The sequence below is a fragment of the Mesorhizobium sp. B1-1-1 genome, from assembly GCF_006442955.1.
Classification (GTDB): Bacteria; Pseudomonadota; Alphaproteobacteria; order Rhizobiales; family Rhizobiaceae; genus Mesorhizobium.
This window is the reverse complement of sequence record NZ_VFWW01000006.1, coordinates 291,668-313,243: the sequence shown is the minus strand read 5'-3', so window position 1 is coordinate 313,243 and position 21,576 is coordinate 291,668. Positions and strand designations below refer to the sequence as shown.

19 protein-coding genes are annotated in these 21,576 nt (G+C 63.1%); 15 read left to right on the top strand and 4 right to left on the bottom strand.

Annotated features, from left to right (window positions below; genetic code table 11):
* Nucleotides 1–4 precede the first annotated feature (4 nt).
* From FJ986_RS14665 to FJ986_RS14635, 7 genes are all read left to right on the top strand, one after another.
* Nucleotides 5–1,396 (top strand): pyruvate dehydrogenase complex E1 component subunit beta, encoded by a 1,392-nt coding sequence (locus tag FJ986_RS14665; protein WP_140674750.1) that lies wholly within the window; start codon nucleotides 5–7, stop codon nucleotides 1,394–1,396.
* 18 nt (nucleotides 1,397–1,414) lie between these two features.
* Nucleotides 1,415–2,809 carry a pyruvate dehydrogenase complex dihydrolipoamide acetyltransferase gene (locus FJ986_RS14660; protein WP_140674747.1) on the top strand — a complete coding sequence of 465 codons (1,395 nt, stop codon included), beginning with the start codon at nucleotides 1,415–1,417 and terminating at the stop codon, nucleotides 2,807–2,809.
* A gap of 123 nt (nucleotides 2,810–2,932) precedes the next feature.
* A complete protein-coding gene (locus tag FJ986_RS14655) occupies nucleotides 2,933–3,568 on the top strand; it encodes an SGNH/GDSL hydrolase family protein (RefSeq protein WP_140515426.1) in 636 nt (211 codons plus the stop codon).
* A gap of 15 nt (nucleotides 3,569–3,583) precedes the next feature.
* The gene (gene lpdA / locus FJ986_RS14650) at nucleotides 3,584–5,029 is read left to right on the top strand and encodes a dihydrolipoyl dehydrogenase (protein ID WP_140674744.1); all 1,446 of its coding nucleotides are present in this window, start codon (nucleotides 3,584–3,586) and stop codon (nucleotides 5,027–5,029) included.
* A 99-nt stretch (nucleotides 5,030–5,128) separates the two neighbouring features.
* On the top strand, nucleotides 5,129–5,386 hold the full coding sequence (locus tag FJ986_RS14645; RefSeq protein ID WP_140498561.1) for a GlsB/YeaQ/YmgE family stress response membrane protein: 258 nt from the start codon (nucleotides 5,129–5,131) through the stop codon (nucleotides 5,384–5,386).
* 135 nt (nucleotides 5,387–5,521) lie between these two features.
* The gene (lipA, locus tag FJ986_RS14640; protein ID WP_140674741.1) at nucleotides 5,522–6,487 is read left to right on the top strand and encodes a lipoyl synthase; all 966 of its coding nucleotides are present in this window, start codon (nucleotides 5,522–5,524) and stop codon (nucleotides 6,485–6,487) included.
* 114 nt (nucleotides 6,488–6,601) lie between these two features.
* Entirely contained in the window at nucleotides 6,602–7,057 is a 456-nt protein-coding gene (locus FJ986_RS14635; protein ID WP_140498563.1) for a type II toxin-antitoxin system RatA family toxin, read from the top strand.
* Here FJ986_RS14635 and FJ986_RS14630 read toward each other — a convergent pair.
* Nucleotides 7,036–7,542, bottom strand: a complete 507-nt coding sequence (locus FJ986_RS14630; protein ID WP_140674738.1) for a CinA family protein — start codon at nucleotides 7,540–7,542, stop codon at nucleotides 7,036–7,038. The genes FJ986_RS14635 and FJ986_RS14630 overlap by 22 nt on opposite strands.
* The gene (locus FJ986_RS14625; RefSeq protein ID WP_140561169.1) at nucleotides 7,539–8,768 is read right to left on the bottom strand and encodes a bifunctional 2-C-methyl-D-erythritol 4-phosphate cytidylyltransferase/2-C-methyl-D-erythritol 2,4-cyclodiphosphate synthase; all 1,230 of its coding nucleotides are present in this window, start codon (nucleotides 8,766–8,768) and stop codon (nucleotides 7,539–7,541) included. Before FJ986_RS14625 ends, FJ986_RS14630 begins: the two co-directional genes overlap by 4 nt.
* 239 nt (nucleotides 8,769–9,007) lie before the next feature.
* On the opposite strand from FJ986_RS14625, the gene dusB reads away from it, so the two are divergent.
* From dusB to hflX, 8 genes are all read left to right on the top strand, one after another.
* Nucleotides 9,008–10,030 (top strand): tRNA dihydrouridine synthase DusB, encoded by a 1,023-nt coding sequence (dusB, locus tag FJ986_RS14620; RefSeq protein ID WP_140674735.1) that lies wholly within the window; start codon nucleotides 9,008–9,010, stop codon nucleotides 10,028–10,030.
* Nucleotides 10,027–11,169, top strand: coding sequence for a nitrogen regulation protein NR(II) (locus tag FJ986_RS14615; RefSeq protein ID WP_140564575.1), 1,143 nt, complete (start codon nucleotides 10,027–10,029; stop codon nucleotides 11,167–11,169). The genes dusB and FJ986_RS14615 overlap by 4 nt, the downstream gene beginning before the upstream one ends.
* A complete protein-coding gene (gene ntrC, locus FJ986_RS14610; RefSeq protein WP_140498568.1) occupies nucleotides 11,166–12,626 on the top strand; it encodes a nitrogen regulation protein NR(I) in 1,461 nt (486 codons plus the stop codon). Before FJ986_RS14615 ends, ntrC begins: the two co-directional genes overlap by 4 nt.
* A 129-nt stretch (nucleotides 12,627–12,755) precedes the next feature.
* Nucleotides 12,756–15,041, top strand: a complete 2,286-nt coding sequence (locus FJ986_RS14605; RefSeq protein WP_181181888.1) for a PAS domain-containing sensor histidine kinase — start codon at nucleotides 12,756–12,758, stop codon at nucleotides 15,039–15,041.
* Entirely contained in the window at nucleotides 15,031–16,392 is a 1,362-nt protein-coding gene (locus FJ986_RS14600) for a sigma-54 dependent transcriptional regulator (protein ID WP_140498569.1), read from the top strand. Before FJ986_RS14605 ends, FJ986_RS14600 begins: the two co-directional genes overlap by 11 nt.
* Nucleotides 16,393–16,576: 184 nt before the next feature.
* Nucleotides 16,577–17,440 carry a D-amino-acid transaminase gene (locus FJ986_RS14595; protein WP_140525174.1) on the top strand — a complete coding sequence of 288 codons (864 nt, stop codon included), beginning with the start codon at nucleotides 16,577–16,579 and terminating at the stop codon, nucleotides 17,438–17,440.
* Between the two features lie 145 nt (nucleotides 17,441–17,585).
* Nucleotides 17,586–17,831, top strand: a complete 246-nt coding sequence (gene hfq / locus FJ986_RS14590; protein ID WP_006202172.1) for an RNA chaperone Hfq — start codon at nucleotides 17,586–17,588, stop codon at nucleotides 17,829–17,831.
* A complete protein-coding gene (gene hflX, locus FJ986_RS14585; RefSeq protein ID WP_140674732.1) occupies nucleotides 17,832–19,220 on the top strand; it encodes a GTPase HflX in 1,389 nt (462 codons plus the stop codon). It abuts the gene before it with no gap.
* Nucleotides 19,221–19,281: 61 nt separating this feature from the next.
* On the opposite strand, the gene mazG is transcribed toward hflX, so the two are convergent.
* Nucleotides 19,282–20,106 carry a nucleoside triphosphate pyrophosphohydrolase gene (mazG, locus tag FJ986_RS14580; RefSeq protein ID WP_140674729.1) on the bottom strand — a complete coding sequence of 275 codons (825 nt, stop codon included), beginning with the start codon at nucleotides 20,104–20,106 and terminating at the stop codon, nucleotides 19,282–19,284.
* 89 nt (nucleotides 20,107–20,195) lie between these two features.
* Nucleotides 20,196–21,380: an amino acid aminotransferase gene (locus FJ986_RS14575; protein WP_140674726.1), complete on the bottom strand. Its 1,185-nt coding sequence runs from the start codon at nucleotides 21,378–21,380 to the stop codon at nucleotides 20,196–20,198.
* Between the last annotated feature and the right edge of the window lie 196 nt (nucleotides 21,381–21,576).

Genomic DNA, 21,576 nt, shown 5'->3' with positions numbered 1-21,576 from the left:
GGACATGCCGATCGAAATTCTCATGCCCGCCCTTTCGCCGACCATGGAAGAGGGCAATCTTTCCAAGTGGTTGAAGAACGAGGGCGACAAGGTCGTCGCTGGCGACGTCATCGCCGAGATCGAAACCGACAAGGCGACGATGGAAGTCGAAGCTGTCGATGAGGGCACGCTTGCCAAGATCGTGGTTCCCGCAGGCACCGAAGGCGTCAAGGTCAACGCGGTGATCGCCGTGCTGGCTGTCGATGGCGAAGACGTCGACAAGGCCGGCGAAGGCATTGGTGAAGAGCCCGCCAAGACTGAGGCAAAGGCGCCGACACCGGCACCCGCCGCGGCCAAGAGCGAGGCAGCGGCGCCTGTGGCGGCCGCGCCGAAGACGGAAGTCGCCGCCGATGCTGACATACCCGCCGGGACCGAGATGGTCTCGACCACGGTGCGCGAAGCGCTGCGCGATGCGATGGCGGAGGAAATGCGCCGCGACGGCGACGTCTTCGTCATGGGCGAGGAAGTTGCCGAGTACCAGGGCGCCTACAAGATCACCCAAGGCCTGCTGCAGGAGTTCGGACCGCGTCGCGTCGTCGACACGCCGATCACCGAGCACGGCTTTGCCGGCGTCGGGGTCGGTGCGGCGATGGCTGGGCTGAAGCCGATCGTCGAATTCATGACCTTCAACTTCGCCATGCAGGCGATCGACCAGATCGTCAACTCGGCCGCCAAGACGCTCTACATGTCCGGCGGACAGATGGGCGCGCCGATCGTCTTCCGCGGGCCGAACGGCGCGGCGGCTCGCGTCGCCGCCCAGCATTCTCAGTGCTACGCCGCCTGGTACAGCCACATACCAGGCCTGAAGGTGGTGATGCCTTATACCGCCGCCGACGCCAAGGGACTGCTCAAGGCGGCGATCCGCGATCCGAACCCGGTCATCTTCCTCGAAAACGAAATCCTCTACGGCCAGTCCTTCGACGTGCCGAAGCTGGACGACTTCGTGTTGCCGATCGGCAAGGCGCGCATCCATAAGTCAGGCAAGGACGTCACCATCGTCTCCTTTGGCATTGGCATGACCTATGCGGTCAAGGCCGAAGCGGAACTGCGCGGCATGGGCATCGACGCAGAGGTCATCGATCTCAGGACCATCCGTCCGCTCGACTTCGACACCATCATCGCCTCGGTGAAGAAGACCAACCGGCTGGTCGTGGTGGAAGAAGGCTTCCCGCAGAACTCGGTCGGCGATCATATCGCCAACCAGGTGTCGCAGCGAGCCTTCGATTTCCTCGACGCGCCGGTCATCACCATTGCCGGCAAGGACGTGCCGATGCCCTATGCGGCCAATCTCGAAAAGCTGGCTTTGCCGAATGTCGGCGAGGTCATCGAGGCCGTCAAAGCCGTCTCATATCGCTGAACCGGGCGGGAGGACACAATGCCAATCAACATCACCATGCCGGCCCTCTCGCCCACCATGGAAGAGGGCAATCTGTCGAAGTGGCTCGTGAAGGAGGGCGACAAGGTTTCGCCCGGCGATGTCATTGCCGAGATCGAGACCGACAAGGCGACGATGGAAGTCGAAGCCGTCGATGAGGGCACGGTGGCGAAACTGGTCGTTCCCGCCGGCACCGAAGGCGTCAAGGTCAATGCGCTGATCGCCGTGCTTGCCGCCGAGGGCGAGGACGCAAGTGCCGCCGCTAAAAGCGGTGGCGATGCCGCACCGGCGAAAGCGGAGCCTCCCAAGGCTGAGACATCGAAGACCGAGACTCCCACCTCTCCGTCTGATGGGGGACGTCGCGCCGCGGGTGAACCCGCCGCCGCGACCCCCACTCCGGCCGGAAGGCCGGCCGACCCTCCCCACAAGGGGGAGGGTGAAGGGCGCACCTTTGCTTCGCCGCTCGCGCGCCGTATTGCCAAAGAGGCGGACGTCGATGTGTCTGCCGTGACCGGCACCGGCCCGCATGGCCGGGTGGTGAAGGCCGATGTCGAGGCCGCCATCGCCGGCGGCGGCGCCAAGGCAGCACCCGCTGCCAAGGCTCCGGCTGGCGCGCCGGCCGCTGCTCCCGCGCCGGTAAAGGCGATGTCGGACGATCAGGTGCTGCGCCTGTTCGAGGAAGGTTCCTACGAGCTGGTGCCGCACGACAATATGCGCAAAACCATCGCGCGCCGGCTGGTCGAGGCCAAGACCACCATCCCGCATTTCTACCTGACGCTCGACTGCGAGCTCGATGCGCTGCTTTCGCTGCGCACGCAGCTCAATGCGGCCGCACCGGTAAAGAAGACCGACAAGGGCGAGGCGCCCGCCTACAAGCTGTCGGTCAACGACATGGTGATCAAGGCGATGGCTATGGCCCTGAAGGCGGTGCCGGATGCCAATGCCTCGTGGACCGAAAGCGCCATGGTCAAGCACAGGCATGCCGATGTCGGCGTCGCGGTGTCGATCCCCGGCGGCCTGATCACGCCGATCATTCGCAAGGCGGACGAAAAGACGCTGTCGGTGATCTCCAACGAGATGAAGGACCTGGCCAGCCGCGCGCGCAGCCGCAAGCTGAAGCCGGAGGAATATCAAGGCGGCACCACGGCGGTGTCGAACCTTGGCATGTTCGGCATCAAGGATTTCGCCGCCGTCATCAACCCGCCGCATGCGACGATCCTGGCAGTGGGTGCCGGCGAGGAGCGGGCGGTGGTCAAGAACGGCGAGATCAAAATCGCCACCGTAATGTCGGTGACACTGTCGACCGACCATCGCGCCGTGGACGGAGCACTTGGCGCCGAACTGCTGGTCGCCTTCAAGAAGCTGATCGAGAACCCGATGGGCATGCTGGTGTAGGAAGAACAAGGCGGTGCGGAAATTCTTCACCGGCCTCTTCGCCGGCGGCTTGGAGGCGCAGGAATTCGCCGTCGCCACCAACGCCGAGGAAGAATACTCCCTCGCAAGGGCGGGTTGAGCAAGATGAAGACGGTTCTTTGCTACGGCGACTCGCTGACCTGGGGCTACAATGCCGAGGGTGGCCGTCATGCGCTCGAGGATCGCTGGCCAAGCGTGCTGCAGACCGGACTAGGTGACGGCGTGCATGTCATTGCCGAGGGGCTGAATGGCCGCACAACGGCGTTCGACGATCACCTGGCAGGTGCCGACCGCAATGGCGCAAGAACGCTGCCGACGGTGCTGACCACGCATGCGCCGATCGACGTCATCGTCATCATGCTCGGCGCCAACGACATGAAGCCCTGGATCCACGGCAATCCCGTTGCGGCCAAACAAGGCATCCAGCGCCTGATCGACATCGTGCGCGGCCACGACTATCCGTTCGACTGGCCGCCGCCGCAGATCCTCATTGTCTCGCCGCCTCTCGTCAGTCGCACCGAAGATGCCGAGTTCAAGGCGATGTTTGCCGGCGGTGACGATGCCTCCAAAGAGCTTGCGCCGCAATATTCCGCGCTTGCCGATGAGGCTGGCTGCGGCTTCTTCGATGCCGGCACTGTGGCCAAGACCACGCCGCTCGACGGCGTCCATCTCGATGCCGAAAATACGCGAAACATCGGCGAGGCGTTGACGCCGCTCGTGCGCGTCATGCTGGAATTGTGATTGAAGGAGAAAACCGTGGCTGAGAACTACGACGTCATCATCATCGGCTCCGGTCCCGGCGGCTATGTCACGGCAGTGCGTTCCGCGCAGCTCGGTTTCAAGACGGCGATCGTCGAGCGCGAGCATCTCGGCGGCATTTGCCTGAACTGGGGCTGCATTCCGACCAAGGCGTTGCTGCGTTCGGCCGAGATCATGCATTATTCGGATCATCTGAAGGACTATGGACTGAAGCTCGACGGCAAGGTCGGCGTCGATACGTCGGCCGTCGTCGACCGCTCGCGCAAGGTTTCGCTGCGGCTCAATGGCGGCGTCGCCTTCCTGATGAAGAAGAACAAGGTCGACGTCATCTGGGGCGAGGCCAAGCTGACAAAACCGGGCGAGATCGTCGTCGCCAAGACGGCCAAGAAGCCGATGGAGCCACAGCCGCCTGTGCCGAAAGGCGTCAAGGGCGAGGGCACCTACACCGCCAAGCACATCATACTAGCGACCGGCGCCCGGCCGCGGGCGCTGCCGGGCATCGAGCCGGACGGCAAGCTGATCTGGACCTATTTCGAGGCCATGGTGCCCAAGGAAATGCCGAAGTCGCTGCTGGTGATGGGTTCGGGCGCCATCGGCATCGAATTCGCCTCGTTCTACCGCACCATGGGCGCCGACGTGACGGTCGTCGAACTGCTGCCGGCGGTAATGCCTGTAGAGGACGCCGAGGTGTCGAAATTCGCCCAGAAGCAGTTCGAGAAACAGGGTATGAAGATTATCCTCGAAGCCAAGGTAACCAAGGTCGAAAAAGGCGCCAACTCGATCACCGCGCATGTCGAGATGAAGGACGGCAAGGTGGAGAAGATCACGGCCGATCGCATGATCTCGGCCGTCGGCGTGCAAGGCAACATCGAGGGCCTCGGCCTGGAGACCCTTGGCGTAAAGACGGAGCGCGGCTGCGTCGTCGTCGACGGCTACGGTAAGACCAATGTGTCCGGCATCTACGCCATCGGCGATGTCGCCGGCCCGCCGATGCTCGCCCACAAGGCCGAGCATGAAGGCGTCGTCTGCGTCGAGAAGATCGCCAATTTCCCCGGCGTGCACGCCACCGATAAGCTGAAGATCCCTGGCTGCACCTATTGCAATCCGCAGGTCGCCTCGGTCGGCCTGACAGAAGCGAAAGCCAAGGCCGAGGGCAAGGATGTCAGGGTCGGCCGCTTCCAGTTCGCCGCCAATGGCAAGGCCATCGCGCTCGGCGAGGACCAGGGCTTCATCAAGACCATCTTCGACAAGAACACCGGCCAACTGCTTGGCGCCCACATGGTGGGCGCCGAAGTGACCGAACTGATCCAGGGTTTTGTCGTTGCGATGAACCTCGAGACGACCGAGGAAGAACTGATGCACACGATCTTCCCGCACCCGACGCTGTCGGAGATGATGAAGGAAAGCGTGCTCGACGCCTATGGCCGTGCGTTGAACGCATGATAGATTGGCCGCACGAGACTCAGACGCGAAAGCCGCAGGAGCTCGACGGCAAGTTAGTTCGTTTCCGGATGCGTTTTTTCTCAAGCAAGGAGAGGGCATATGGACGTGAATGGCGTGGGCTGGATCGCAGCCATCATCATCGGCGGCTTGGCGGGCTGGTTTGCCGAAATGGTCATGAAGAGCAATACCGGCGTCTTGATGAACATCATCTTAGGTATTGCCGGCGCAGTGGTGCTGAACGCGATCCTGCGAGCCTTGAACATCGGCGTATTTGGCGTCGGCTGGACCGCCTACCTGATCACCGGTTTCATCGGCGCCTGCCTGCTGATCTGGGCCGGGCGTCTGGTGCGCCGGTAGTCGGTATCGTTTCCGCCATGCGAAAACGGTTGTGGCGGCATGTACCGCCGCAGCCTTTTTCTTTGTGCTGAAAAGTCCTAGATGACGTGTAAGTGACGATCGCCGGCGGCGATCGCAAAGAAAACCAGGGTTCCGATGGTCACCGTCCTCGACACGATCGCCAATGCGCCGCGGCTGCGGCATCCGGAGAAGGCGCACAAGCCCGACCAGGACGTGCTGCGCAAGCCTGACTGGATCCGCGTCAAGGCGCCTGTGTCGAAAGGCTATGCCGAAACCCGCGAGATCGTGAAATCGCACAAGCTGGTGACGGTCTGCGAGGAGGCCGGCTGCCCGAACATCGGCGAGTGCTGGGACAAGAAGCACGCCACCTTCATGATCATGGGCGAGATCTGCACACGTGCCTGCGCCTTCTGCAACGTCGCCACCGGCATCCCGACCGCGCTCGACCCGGAGGAGCCGGCACGGGTCGCCCACGCGGTCAAGCAGATGGGCCTCAGCCACGTCGTCATCACCTCTGTCGATCGCGACGATCTCGCCGATGGCGGCGCGCAGCATTTCGCCGACGTCATCCGTGCGATCCGCGCAGCGACGCCCTCGACCACGATCGAGATCCTGACGCCTGATTTCCTACGCAAGGACGGCGCCCTGGAGATCGTCGTGGCCGCCAAGCCGGACGTGTTCAATCACAATTTGGAAACCGTGCCGTCGAACTACCTGACGGTCCGGCCAGGCGCCCGCTATTTCCATTCGATCAGGCTTTTGCAGCGGGTCAAGGAGCTCGACCCTTCGATCTTTACCAAGTCCGGCATCATGGTTGGACTGGGCGAGGAGCGGAACGAAATCCTGCAGCTTATGGACGATCTGCGTTCGGCCAATGTCGACTTCATGACCATAGGCCAGTATCTGCAGCCATCGAAAAAGCACCACCCGGTGATCCGCTTCGTCACCCCGGAGGAGTTCAAGTCCTTCGAGACGATCGGGAAGACCAAGGGCTTCCTGCTGGTGGCGTCGAGCCCGCTGACCCGCTCCTCGCACCACGCCGGCGACGATTTCGCCAAGCTGCGCGCCGCGCGCCAAGCGCAGCTCGAGAAATCGCTCTGATGCATGTCGCCCAAAGTGACTTCGGGTTTTGGGAGAACGGCATGCACGAAAACAAAGACTCTAAGGTGCGTCGCATGAGTCTGTGTCGACGCGACGTGCTTTAGAGCCGGGTTCATGCCGAAATTCGAAGCCACCCGCCGCGTTTCCCACACGCCGGAACAGATGTTCGCCCTGGTCGCCGACATCGAAGCTTATCCGCAATTCCTGCCGCTTTGCGAGGCACTGACGGTGCGCTCGCGCAAGGAGCGTGACGGGCGCACTATCCTCGTCGCCGATATGAGCATCGGCTACAAGGCGATTCGCGAGACCTTCACCACGCAGGTGCTGCTGAAGCCCGACGAGCGTGCGATCGACGTCAAATACATCGACGGTCCGTTCAAATATCTGACCAATGTCTGGCGATTCGACCCTGCCGACGGCGGCTGCGCGGTCTGCTTCTTCATCGACTACGAGTTCAAGAGCCGCATTCTGGGCGCCCTGATGGGCACGATGTTCGACCGTGCCTTCCGCATGTTCTCCGAAGCCTTCGAAAAGCGTGCTGATGTCATCTACGGTGCAAAACCGGCGTGAGCATGCCCAAGCGCGTGCAATCCCAGCTTGAGTGCATGGCTGACGGTCTCCTGGCGAATGAAATCACGGCCTTCATCGGCGAACAGCACGCGCTCGGCCGTCACCGGCCGGCCGCTTAGGCCAATCCCGAACCAGACCAGGCCGACCGGTTTTTCCGGCGAGCCGCCGCCCGGTCCGGCAATGCCGGTAACGGCGAGGCTGAGCCCGGCACGGGAGCGCGCCAGCGCGCCGGTTGCCATTTCGATCGCTGTCACGCGTGAAACCGCGCCATGAGCCTCCAGCGTGGCGGCGGAAACCCCGAGCATGTCCATCTTGGCTTCATTGGAATAGGTGATGAAGCCGCGATCGACCACGGCGGAAGAGCCGGCGATATCGGTCAGCGCGGCGATGATCATGCCGCCGGTGCAGCTTTCCGCCGTCGCAAGCATGATGCCGCGCTTCTGGCAGGCTTGCAGCAATGCATTTGCCAGTTCGCTGTTGCTCATTCCGGCACCTCGCCGGGAAATACCACGCTCGCCGTGGCGATCGCCGCAATGCCTTCCTCGCGGCCGACGAAACCGAGCTTCTCGTTGGTTGTCGCCTTGATGGAGATGCGGTCGGCAGAGATGGCCAGCATCTGCGACAGGGCAGCCGTCATCGCCTCGCGATGTGGGCCGACGCGTGGTGCCTCGCAGATCAGCGTGATGTCGGCATTGGCGATGCGGCCGCCGCGCGCGCGCACCAGCTTTGCCGCATGTTCTACGAATATCCGGGAGGCAGTACCCTTCCACTGCGGGTCGGAGGGTGGGAAATGCGTGCCGATGTCGCCGGCGCCGCAGGTCGCCAGCAGCGCATCGGTAAGGGCATGGAGCCCGACATCGGCATCGGAATGGCCGGACAGTTTCTTGTCATGCGGAATGGCGATGCCGCATAGCGTGACGTGGTCGCCGGGCTCGAACGCGTGGACGTCGTAGCCATTGCCGGTTCTAATATCGGGAAAGCGCATGCGCTCGCTGGAAAGTCGTTGGTCCGCCATGGCGATGTCCCGTGCCCAGGTGAGTTTGACGTTGTCCGGTGAGCCGGGAACGAGTTTGACCGGCATCTGCATCCACTCGGCGATCGCGGCGTCGTCGGTAAAGTCGGTTTTGCCGCTGTTATAGGCTTCCTCATGCATGGCCATAATCGCCAGGAATGGGAAACCCTGCGGCGTTTGCGCCGCGTGAAGCCCGCTCCGGGAAACCGTTTCGGCGACCATCCCGGCGGCGGATTCGCGTTTCAGCGTATCGGCGACGGGCAGCGCCGGGAGCGCGCCCTCGCGCTCGCCGATGGCTGCGATCGTGCGGTCGATCAGGTCCGCGTCGACGAAGGGGCGCGCCGCGTCGTGGATGAGAACCTTGTCCGGTGCGTGGCTTCTCAACGCCTGCAGTCCGAGTCGAACCGAGTCTTGCCTGGTGGGGCCACCCGCAATTGCCGTGACGCGATTGGAGTGTGCGCCGACGGCATGTCGAAAAAGTTCGTGATCCTCGGCGTGTATTGCCACGACGAGCGGGCCGATACGCGGATGCGCCAGGAAAATATCGATGACGTGGGCGATGACGGCGCGACCGCCGATCTGCTGATATTGCTTCGGGCCATCGGCCTGTCCGGCACGCGCGCCGCGGCCGGCCGCAACAATAACCACCGCGACCTTGCCGTTCGCCTCCAAAGCCCGGTTTTCGTTTCCGTCAGTCATGCCGATTGGCTTAGCGCACGATCCCCAAAAGTGTAATCGGTTTTCGGAGAGATTGTAGGCCGAACAGGAAGCCCTAAAACGTCCATTGCGTGTTCGTGCAAGGCGCGGCGCTTTGCTCGGGACTGCAGCCGAGCTCGGCATTTCCCAATTGCGCCGTAATGTGGCGTCATTCCGCGTTGCACATTGCGGCCGATATGGCTAGAGAATGTGCAGCAAATGAACATGCTTGGTTTTTGTGCATGCTTGACCTGACCAAATTGGCCGCACCTCTCGATGTCGGCGGCGTGAGTATCCGCAATCGCGTGTTCCTCGCGCCGATGTCGGGAATTACCGACGAGCCGTTCCGGCGACGCGCCCATGCGCACGGCGCCGGCATGGTCGTGTCCGAAATGGTGGCAAGCGGCGAGCTCGCCAAAGGCAGGGCCGGCTGCGACCTGCGCATACGTCATTCGGGCCTGCCCGTCCATATGGTGCAGCTTGCCGGCCGCGAGGCGGCACACATGGCCGAAGGCGCGCGCATCGCCGCCGGCGAGGGCGCCGACATCATCGACATCAATATGGGTTGCCCCGCCAAGAAGGTGACCGGCGGCTATGCCGGCTCGGCACTGATGCAGGACCTCGATCATGCGCTGTCGCTGGTCGACGCCGTGGTTGGCGCGGTCGGTGTGCCGGTGACGCTGAAGATGCGGCTCGGCTGGGACGAAACTGCGCTCAACGCGCCTGACCTGGCGCGCCGTGCCGAGCAGGCGGGCGTCACGATGGTGACGGTGCACGGCCGCACGCGCTGCCAGTTCTATCAAGGCAAGGCTGATTGGCGCGCAATAGCCAGCGTCAAGGCTGCCGTGTCGATCCCGGTTGTGGCCAATGGCGATGTGTCTTCGCCTGCGCAAGCAGCCGCTGTTCTGGAGCAATCCGGCGCCGATGCCGTGATGGTGGGCCGCGCCCACTACGGCGCGCCCTGGGTCGCCGGAACCATCGCGGCCGCGGCGGCGGGCGAGCTTGCCCGGCTACCGGAAAGCGCTGCGGAACTGACCGACTACATCATTGCCCATTACGAGGACATGCTTGCGCTCTACGGCGTCGAGAGCGGCCTGCGCCAGGCGCGCAAGCACCTCGGTTGGTATCTGGACCGCCATGCCGGCGCCGTTGCCGACGAAAAGCGCAAGGCCATTCTCACGTCGTTCGACCCCGCGCGGACGATTACCTTGCTTCGCGAGGTGTTTTCGGCCGCCGAGCAAGCACCCTTGCGGAGCGCCGCATGAACGCCTCCGTCAGCCAGGGCCCGGAAATGGCGGATGCTGCCCAGATCGTGCTCAACACGATCCGCCGTCCGGTCATTATGATTAGTTCGGAAGGGTTCATCACCTTCGCCAACGCCGATGCGGAGGACTTCTTCCGCTCCAGCGCGACGATGCTCGCCCGCAACACGCTGTCAAAGCTCATTCCCTTCGGCAGCCCGTTGCTGACACTGGTTGACCAGGTGCGCGAGCGCCGGGCCCCCGTCAACGAGTACCGGGTCGACGTGTCGTCTCCGCGTCTCGGCATCGAGAAGGTGGTCGATCTCTATGTTGCCCCGGTGCCGGAGTTTCCAGGCTCCGTCGTGGTGATGTTCCAGGAACGGTCGATGGCCGACAAGATCGACCGGCAGATGACGCATCGCGGCGCAGCGCGCTCGGTGACCGGTCTGGCGGCGATGCTGGCTCACGAAATCAAGAACCCGCTCTCCGGCATCAGGGGCGCTGCCCAGCTGCTTGAACTGTCCGCTTCGGACGAAGATCGCGCGCTGACGCGGCTGATCACCGACGAGACCGATCGCATCGTGTCACTGGTCGACCGCATGGAGGTGTTTTCCGACGAGCGGCCGATCGACCGCTACCCCGTCAACATCCATGTCGTACTCGACCATGTGAAGGCGATCGCCAAGAACGGTTTTGCGAAAAAAATCAAGATATTGGAGGATTATGATCCTTCATTGCCTCCGGTTTTTGCCAACCGCGACCAGCTCATCCAGGTGTTCCTCAACCTGGTCAAGAACGCCGCCGAGGCGATCGGCGGCGATCCCCAAGGTGAAATCGTCCTGTCGACGGCCTTCCGGCCGGGCATTCGCGTTTCGGTTCCAGGCACTCAGGATCGCGTGTCGCTGCCGCTCGAGTTCTGCGTGCGCGACAACGGTTCCGGCGTCTCGGAGGATATCCTGCCGATCCTGTTCGATCCCTTCATCACCACCAAGCCGAACGGCTCGGGACTGGGCCTCGCGCTGGTGGCCAAGATCGTCGGTGAGCATGGCGGCATCATCGAATGCGAATCGACGCCGCGCGCGACAATGTTCCGCATCCTGATGCCGGCCTGGAAGGAAACGGCGCTCGGTGCCGATGAAGACGCTGAAGGAGACCGCAAATGACCGTTCGCGGCAATATTCTCGTCGCCGACGACGATGCGGCGATCCGTACGGTCCTCAACCAGGCCCTTTCGCGTGTCGGCCATGAGGTGCGCGTGACCTCCAATGCCTCGACGCTGTGGCGCTGGGTGGCGGCGGGCGAGGGAGATCTCGTCATCACCGACGTGGTGATGCCGGACGAGAACGCGTTCGACATGCTGCCGCGCATCAAGAAAGCACGGCCGGAGCTGCCCGTCATCGTCATGAGCGCCCAGAATACGTTCATGACGGCGATCCGTGCCTCCGAGACCGGCGCCTACGAATATCTGCCGAAGCCGTTCGACCTCACCGAGCTCCTCAACATCGTCAACCGGGCGCTGTCGGAGCCTCGGCGCCCCAAGATCGACGCGCGGCCGGAAGAGCAGCCCGAGACCATGCCGCTGGTCGGCCGCTCGGCCGCCATGCAGGACATCTATCGCATGCTGGCGCGCATGATGCAGACCGACCTGACGGTGATGATTTCGGGCGAATCGGGCACCGGCAAGGAGCTGGTGGCGCGTGCGCTGCACGAATATGGACGCCGCCGTGGCGGCCCTTTCGTTGCCATCAACATGGCGGCTATCCCGCGCGACCTGATCGAATCGGAACTGTTCGGCCATGAGAAGGGCGCCTTCACCGGTGCGCAGAACCGCTCAACCGGCCGCTTCGAACAGGCCGAAGGCGGTACGCTGTTCCTTGACGAGATCGGCGACATGCCGATGGAAGCGCAGACGCGCCTGCTGCGCGTCCTCCAGCAAGGCGAATACACGACGGTCGGCGGCCGCACGCCGATCAAGACCGACGTGCGCATCGTCGCCGCCACCAACAAGGATTTGCGCACGCTGATCAACCAGGGGCTCTTCCGCGAGGATCTTTTCTATCGCCTCAATGTCGTGCCCCTCAGGCTGCCGGCACTGCGCGAGCGCTCCGAGGACGTGCCGGACCTCGTCCGGCACTTCTTCAAGCTCGGCGAGATGGAGGGTCTCCAGACCAAGCGTATCTCGTCGGGCGGCATCGAATTGATGAAGCGCTATCCCTGGCCGGGCAATGTGCGCGAACTGGAAAACCTGGTCCGCAGGCTCGCTGCGCTCTATTCACAGGACGAGATTTCCTCCGAGATCATCGAGGCGGAACTCAAGACCGGCGAGCGTCCCGTGGTGCCGGGCGGCGGCAACCTCATTCCCGACGACCTGTCCATCGGCCAGGCGGTCGAGCATTTCCTGCAGCGCTATTTCACCTCGTTTGCCGGCGAATTGCCGCCTGCCGGCCTCTACCAGCGCATTCTCTCGGAGGTCGAATATCCGCTGGTGCTGGCCTCGATGACCGCGACGCGCGGCAACCAGATCAAAGCCGCGGAACTGCTGGGGCTCAACCGCAACACGCTGCGCAAGAAGATTCGCGAACTGGGCGTCAACGTCTACAAATCGTCACGCCAGGCCTGAGCCGGGATAGAGCCGAAGCGCTTTTCCGGGGGACTGTCCGCGAAAGATTTCCGTCCAAGCCACACTTGTTGCATAATCGCCACAATGCGTTGCATAGATCCGACGCAATCACTGGCTCTAGACGGCGACATGGCTTCGCAGGCTCCGACACCGAACGAACCGCTTTTCAACGACCCCGGCACGCGTGACGGGCGCCGGCTGCTGGCGCTGCCCGGCGTGGTGGCGGTCGTCGGTGCGCTGGTGATGGCGGCCATTTCGTTCGCTATTCTGGTCGGCGCGACGCCCATTGCGCCCGACGCCAGGACAACCTGGGCGCTGATCGCGCTCAACGCCGTCTTCGTCCTGTTGCTGAGCGCACTGATCGGCCGGGAGGTGCATCGCATCGTCATGGCGCGCCGGCATGGCAAGGCAGCCTCGCGGCTGCATGTGCGCATCGTGGCCATGTTCGCGCTCGTCGCCGCCATCCCCGCCATCATGGTGGCGATCATTGCGTCGATCACGCTCGATATCGGTCTCGACCGCTGGTTTGAGATTCGCACCAAGACGATCGTCAATTCGTCGCTTTCCATCGCCGATGCTTATGTGCAGGAAAACGCGCGCAACCTGCAGGGCACGACGCTGTCGATGGCCTATGACCTCGACGCGTCGCGCACGCTTTACGGCCTCGACCGAACTGGCTTCCTCGATCTGATGAGCAAGGAGGCGGTGGGCCGCTCGCTGGCGCATGCCGCGCTGATCAAGCCCGACGGCTCCTTCGTGATGAGCGCCAAGACCGATGCCGACTTCGCCATGCCGGAACCGCCGGAGGGAGCGGTCGCCAGCGCCACCGACGGCAAGCCGGTTCTGATCGAGCCGCGCACGCGCAACATCATGGGCGCCATCGTCAAGCTGCGTGAGATCGAGGGGCTCTACCTCTACACGATCCGGCTGGTCGATCCCGAGGTGATAAAGGCGCGCCAGATCGTCAGATCGAACACCGACGAATATCGCAATCTCGAAGACAACAGGCGCACTTCGCAGGTGGCTTTCGCGTTGCCTTATCTGTCGTTGACTTTGATTATCATCCTGTCGGCAATCTGGACCGGCATTGCCGTGGCCGACCGGCTGGTGCGGCCGATTCGTCAGCTCATCGGCGCTGCCGACGAGGTCGCGACCGGCAATCTTGACGTCGCCGTGCCGGTGCGGCCGTCCGACGGCGACGTTGCCTCGCTCGGCAATACCTTCAACAAGATGCTGCAGGAATTGAAATCGCAGCGCAACGAGATCCTGTCCGCCAAGGATCTGATCGACGAGCGACGGCGCTTTTCGGAAGCGGTGCTGGCCGGTGTCACCGCGGGCGTCATCGGCGTCGACCCCTATGGCATCGTCACCATCGTGAACCGCTCGGCCGAGTCCATGCTGGCCATTTCGGCCAGTGCGGCGCTGGGGCAGAACCTTTCCGCCATTCTCCCGCATGTCGGCCGCGTCTTCGAGATCGGCCGCCAATCGGGCAAGCCCGTCTATCGCGAGCAGGTGACGTTTTTCCGCGCCGGCACGGAGCGGACTTTCAACGTGCAGATCACCATCGAGGCCGGCGATAACGGCACGGAGGAGAAATCCTACGTCGTGACGGTCGACGACATCACCGATCTGGTCCAGGCGCAGCGCTCCTCTGCCTGGGCCGACGTGGCGCGCCGCATCGCCCATGAGATCAAGAACCCGCTGACGCCGATCCAGCTTTCAGCCGAGCGCATCAAGCGCCGCTACGGCAAGGTCATCACCGAGGACCGCGAGGTGTTCGACCAGTGCACTGACACGATCATCCGGCAGGTCGAGGATATCGGTCGCATGGTCGACGAATTCTCCGCTTTCGCGCGCATGCCGAAGCCCGAGATGAAGTCCATAGACCTGCGTGAATCCCTGCGCGAGGCCTCCTTCCTGGTCGAGGTGAGCCGTTCCGACATCACGTTCGAGCGCATATTCGGCAACGAACCGCTCAAGGGTACTTTCGACAGCCGCCTGTTGGCGCAGGCTTTCGGCAACGTGATCAAGAACGCTGCCGAAGCGATCGACGGGCTGGAACAGAAGGACGGTTCGCACGGCATAATCCGGATTCAAGCCGGACGTCAGAATGGCGCGATTCGCATCGATGTCATCGACAATGGCAAAGGCCTGCCGCGGGAGAATCGTCAGCGGCTGCTGGAGCCCTACATGACCACGCGTGAGAAGGGCACGGGCCTTGGTCTCGCCATCGTCAAGAAGATCGTGGAGGACCATGGCGGTAGGCTGGAGCTCCACGATGCGCCTGCGGATTTCCACGGCGGGCGCGGCGCGATGATCAGCATCATCCTGCCACCTGCGGCCGTGGCGCCAGCGCGCGGCGAAAGCAGGACGGAACACGAAAGAGAAACTGAAAAGGTCGGTAATGGCGTCTGATATTCTGATCGTCGATGACGAGGAAGACATCCGTGAGCTCGTCGCAGGCATACTGAGCGACGAAGGTCACGAAACCCGCACGGCATCCGATGCCGACACCGCGCTGGCGGCCATCGCCGACCGAGCCCCGCGGCTGATTTTCCTCGACATCTGGTTGCAGGGTTCGCGCCTGGACGGCCTGGCTTTGCTGGACGAGATCAAGACCATGCACCCCAACCTGCCGGTGGTGATGATTTCGGGCCATGGCAACATCGAAACCGCGGTCTCCGCCATCAGACGCGGCGCTTATGACTTCATCGAGAAGCCCTTCAAGGCGGACAGGCTGATTCTGATTGCCGAGCGTGCGCTGGAAACCTCCAAGCTGAGGCGCGAGGTTTCCGATCTCAAGCTGCGCAGCGGCGAGACCTTCGACCTGATCGGCATGTCGTCGGCGATGAGCCAGTTGCGCCAGACCATCGAGCGCGTCGCGCCGACCAACAGCCGCGTCATGATCATTGGCCCCTCGGGATCTGGCAAGGAGCTGGCCGCGCGCGCCATCCACACGCTGTCGGCGCGCAAGAGCGCGCCTTTCGTGACGCTGAGCGCCGCCAACATCACGCCCGAACGCATGGAGATCGAACTGTTCGGCACCGAATCGAACGGCGTCGAGCGCAAGGTCGGCGCCCTGGAGGAAGCCCATCGCGGCATCCTCTACATCGATGAGGTGGCCGACATGCCGCGCGAGACGCAGAACAAGATCCTGCGTGTGCTGGTCGAACAGCAGTTCGAGCGCGTCGGCGGCACCAAACGGGTCAAGGTCGATGTCCGCATCATCTCCTCGACGTCGCAGAACCTGGAGGCGATGATCGCCGATGGCCGTTTCCGCGAGGATCTTTACCATCGCCTTGCGGTGGTACCGGTGACGGTGCCGGGACTTGCCGAGCGGCGCGAGGACATTCCTTATCTCGTTGACAATTTCATGAAGCAGATCGCCCGTCAGGCCGGAATCAAGCCGCGCCGCATCGGCGATGACGCCATGGCGGTGCTGCAGGCGCACAATTGGCCAGGCAATGTTCGCCAATTGCGCAACAATGTCGAACGGCTGATGATTCTGGCGCGCGGCGACAATGTCGATGCGCCGATCACCGCCGACCTGTTGCCGTCCGAAATCGGCGATGTCATGCCCCGCACGCCGAACCAGTCGGACCAGCACATCATGGCGCTGCCGCTGCGCGAGGCGCGCGAACAATTCGAGAAGGACTATCTGATCGCCCAGATCAACCGGTTCGGCGGCAACATCTCGAAAACGGCCGAGTTCATCGGCATGGAGCGTTCCGCGCTGCACCGCAAGCTGAAGTCGCTCGGCGTCTGACCTGATATCTTGAGCGGTTCGACGTTTGATGCATTGCCGGCCCGGTTCGATACCTTGCTCAAGCAGTTCCGGCCGGAAAATCGTTACACGCTTTCTGGAGTTGCTTCAGTGGCCCACGCGATTATCCATCACTGTTGAGGCGGAATCGCCTAAACAAGCCGAAGCAGATCCCCCGAGGTGACAAATGCCGCGTATTGCCTATGTGAACGGGCGCTACACCGCTCATGCCGATGCCGCTGTGCATATCGAAGACCGTGGCTACCAGTTCGCCGACGGCGTTTACGAGGTCTGCGAAGTGGCGCGCGGCTTCATCGTGGACATGCCGCGTCACCTCGCCCGGCTGAACCGTTCGCTGAGCGAGCTGTCGATCGGCTGGCCGGTCACCCCAGGCGTCCTGCCGCTCATCATGCGCGAAGTGGTCAATCGCAACCATGTCGTCAACGGCCTTGTTTACGTCCAGGTCACACGCGGCGTCGCCAGCCGCGACTTCGCCTTCCCCTCGGCTGATACCAGGCCGTCGCTGGTGATCACCGCCAGGAAGATGGATCCCGCTGCTGGGACCAAGCGGGCCGAGACCGGTATCGCCGTCATCACCGTGCCCGAGAATCGCTGGGATCGCGTCGACATCAAGAGCACCGGCCTGCTGCCCAATGTATTGGCCAAGCAGAAGGCGAAGGAAGCTGGCGCGCAGGAAGCCTGGTTCGTGGATACGGACGGCAACGTCAAGGAAGGCGGGTCGTCGAATGCCTGGATCGTCACCAGGGACGGCGTTCTGGTCACCAGGCCCGCCGAGCACGGTATTCTGCGCGGCATAACCCGCACCACCATGTTTGAGGTGGCGGCCAAGCTCGGACTCAAGATAGAGGAACGCGGTTTTTCCGTCGCCGAGGCCAAGGCGGCGAGGGAGGCTTTCATCAGTTCCGCGACCACGATCGCCATGCCGGTCGTGGCCATAGACGGCGACCCGATCGCCAACGGCCACCCCGGCTCGATAACACTTTCGTTGCGGCAAGCCTTTTTTGACATTGCGGAAAAAAGTCCAGCCTGATAACCGCACAGGTGGAATGAACATCAATATATCTCGTTCTGCTTGTCGTTACTGACGACAAGACGGTGTTTGCGCGCTTGACATGTGCTGGTTAATTTGGCGCATTGGCCTGCAAACCGAAGGGGATCGGCGAAAGACAAGAACAATGGCGGAACGATCGCAAAACCTTCAGGACCTGTTCCTGAACTCTGTTCGCAAGAGCAAGAACCCGCTCACCATCTTTCTCATCAACGGCGTGAAGCTGACCGGCGTCGTCACTTCATTCGACAATTTCTGCGTCCTGCTGCGCCGCGACGGCCACTCCCAGCTCGTCTACAAGCACGCCATTTCCACGATCATGCCGAGCCAGCCGGTTCAGATGTTCGATGGCGAGGAAAGCCAGGGCGCCTGATTGGCACGTGAGAAGGACCCGGACCGCAGCGTTCGCGGAAAATCAGCACATCAGCCGGGGACGGAGGCCGAGGGTCCGACCCGGGCAGTTGTCATCGTGCCGGTGCTTACCCGCCAGCCGCGCGGCGAGGACGACACCAGCCGTCCGCGGTTGACGCGCTCGGCAGAGGCCCGTCATGATGAGGCGGTCGGCCTTGCCCGCGCCATCGATCTTGATCTGATCCACACGGCCGTGGTTACCATCAACGATCCACGTCCGGCGACCTTGCTCGGCAGCGGCAAGGTCGAGGAGTTGGCGGAGATCGTTAAGGAAGGGCACGCGGAGGTGGTCATCGTCGATCATCCGCTGACGCCGGTGCAGCAGCGCAACCTCGAGAAGGAATTCAACGCCAAGGTGCTGGACCGCACCGGGCTGATCCTCGAGATCTTCGGCGAGCGCGCCCGCACCAAGGAAGGCACGCTGCAGGTCGAGCTTGCCCATCTCAACTACCAGAAGGGCCGGCTGGTGCGCAGCTGGACCCACCTCGAGCGCCAGCGCGGCGGTGCCGGCTTCCTCGGCGGCCCCGGCGAAACCCAGATCGAATCGGACCGGCGCGTCCTGCAGGACAAGATCGTCAAGCTGAAGCACGAGTTGGAGACGGTGCGCCGCACCCGCGACCTGCATCGTGCCAAACGCAAGAAGGTGCCGTTTCCGGTGGTGGCCATCGTCGGCTACACCAATGCCGGAAAATCGACGCTGTTCAACAAGCTGACCGGGGCAGGGGTGCTGGCGCAGGACATGCTGTTCGCCACGCTCGATCCGACGCTGCGCCGCGTGCGGCTGCCGCACGGCACGCCGATCATCCTCTCCGATACGGTCGGCTTCATCTCGGACCTGCCGACGCATCTCATCGCGGCTTTCCGCGCCACGCTTGAAGAGGTGGTCGAGGCGGATCTCGTCATCCATTTGCGCGACATTTCCGACCCCGATACCGCAGCCCAGGCCGAGGACGTCGAGCGCATCCTGGCCGATCTCGGCGTCGACGCCGGCGATACCAAGCGGGTCATCGAGGTCTGGAACAAGGTCGACCTGCTCGACGAAGGCAATCGCGCACGGCTGCTTGCCGAGAGTACGGATGCCAAGGCGCCTCCCGTCGCCATATCGGCTGTCACGGGCGAAGGCATCGACGCGCTGAACGCGATCATCGAGACACGCATGTCCGGCGAACTTGAAGATCTGACGGTGACGATCGGGCCGGCGCAGTTCGGCCTTGTCGACTGGCTTTACCGCAATGGCGATGTCGTTTCGCGAACCGACAATGACGACGGCAGCGCCACCATCTCCCTCAAGGCCACGCAAGGTGCCCGCGAAGAGATCGAAAGCAGATTGCGTCGCAAGAACAACGGCTGAAGGGATTCCAGGAAAAACGCTGGGCGTTATTCCGCCCGAGGCTGCGTGATGACGAAGAGCTCTACTTCGTGCCTTTTGCTTCCTGCCAGAGCGCTTCCATTTCGTCCAGATCAGCCTTTTCCAGCGAGCTGCCGGATTTCTCCAGGGCCTGCTCGACATAGTGGAAGCGCGAACGGAATTTCTCGTTGGTGCCGCTGAGCGCTGCTTCCGAATCGAGCTTCAGGTGACGGCCGAGATTCACGACGGCAAACAGCATATCGCCGAATTCATCCTTGATCTCCGCGGTTTGGCCTTTGGCCAGCGCCTCGCGCAATTCGCCGATCTCTTCCTCGATCTTGTCGAGGATGGGCGCTGCCTCGCTCCAGTCGAAACCGACGCGGGCGGCCTTCTCCTGAAGCTTCAATGCCCGCGTCAGTGCGGGCAGGGCGACCGGCACGCTGTCCAGAAACCCCTTGCCGTTGTCTTCCGGGTCGAGTCCGCGCGCGAGACGGGCGCTACGCTTCTCGGCCTTCTCTTGTGCCTTGATCTTCTCCCACATGCCCTTGGCCATGCCGGCACTGCGGGCCTGTTCGTCACCGAAAACATGCGGATGGCGGCGGATCATCTTCGTGGTGATGGCCTGGACCACATCTCCGAAAGCGAACTCGCCGGCCTCCTCAGCCATCCGCGCGTGGTAAACGACCTGCAACAGGAGATCGCCGAGTTCGTCGCGCAGATCGTCGAGATCGCCGCGCGCGATGGCGTCGGCCACCTCATAGGCCTCCTCGATCGTGTAAGGCGCGATGGTCGAGAAATCCTGTTCGATATCCCACGGACAGCCGGTCTTTGGCGCGCGGAGCGCCGCCATGATCTCGATCAGGCGCGAAATGTCTTTCGATGGCTTCATGCGGCGGATGCTATCGCGCGGTCCGCCGCGCGGCCAATGCTGTCGGCAGGCGAAGCGGGCTTGTCCACAGCTGCGCCGAACAAGTCCGGTCAGTCGAGCACGGAAACGATCGCCTTGGCGAGCTTGTCCATGCCGTCTTCCGGCAGGCCGGCGACATTGATACGGCTGTCGCCGACCATGTAGACGCCATATTCCGCACGCAGCCGTTCGACCTGCGCTTCCGTGAGCCCAAGCCGGGAAAACATGCCGCGATGGCTGGCGACGAAATCGAAGCGGTCGGAATTGGACTGCTGGCGCAGCGCCTCGGCGAATTGCACCCGAAGCCTGAGCATGCGCAGGCGCATCTCCTCGAGTTCGGCTTCCCAGTCCGCGCGCAAGACCGCGTCCTCGAGCACGATGCGCACCGCCGCCGCGCCGTGGTCCGGCGGCATCGAATACATGGCACGAGCGGCCGACAGCATCTGGCCCAGCGCCACGTCGGCCTGCGCGCTGTCCCTGGCCAGGATCATCGCCGCGCCGACACGGTCGCGGTAGACAGCGAAGTTCTTCGAGCAGCTGGACGCGACGACCATTTCCGGAACTTTTTCGGCCAGCAGCCGCAGTCCGGCGGCATCGGCCTCGAGGCCATCGCCAAAGCCCTGATAGGCAATGTCGACAAACGGCAGCAGGCCGCGCTCGACGACGAGATCTGTGACAGCGGCCCACTGCGCGATGTCCAGATTGGCGCCGGTCGGGTTGTGGCAGCAGCCATGCAGCAGCACCACGTCGCCGCCCTTCGCGGTGCGCAGTGCTGCCAGCATGTCGTCGAAGCGAACGGCGCCCGATGTCGCGTCGAAATAGGGATATTCACGGATTTGCAGCCCGGCGGCGCGCATCACTGGCATGTGGTTCGGCCAGGTGGGGTCGGACAACCAGACCGTCGCATCGGCACGGGTTCGCTTCAAAAGCTCGGCTACCAGCCGCAGCGCGCCGGATCCGCCCGGCGCCTGCGCAGCACGGATCCGCGTCATGTCTGCATCCGCACCGAAGGCCAGCCTGGCCATCACGGTATTGAACCCGGTGTCGCCGGCGAGGCCGAGATAAGTCTTGGTGTCCTGACCCTGCAGCAGCCGCTTCTCCGCCTCGCGCACGGCCCGCATGACCGGCGTCTTGCCGTCGCGATCCTTGTAGACGCCGACACCGAGGTCGACCTTGTCGGGTCGAGGATCGGCACGATAGAGGCCGATCAGGGCAAGGATCTTGTCGGCGGCAGCCGGCTGAAGGTTTTCAAACATCTGCATGGTTCCGTTGGCGCGGCGGAGTGATACGCAAATCGAACCCCTTGCACCAGCGGTTTTAACTCGCGCCAGCCTGAATCGCATAGCCTGGCATCGCTGCGAGCTACCTCGGCGGCTGCATATCTGCGGCGTTTCGCGAAAAAATCTGCGGGGCCGGGATTAAAACCCCCACATGTTCCGTAAACAGGGCATG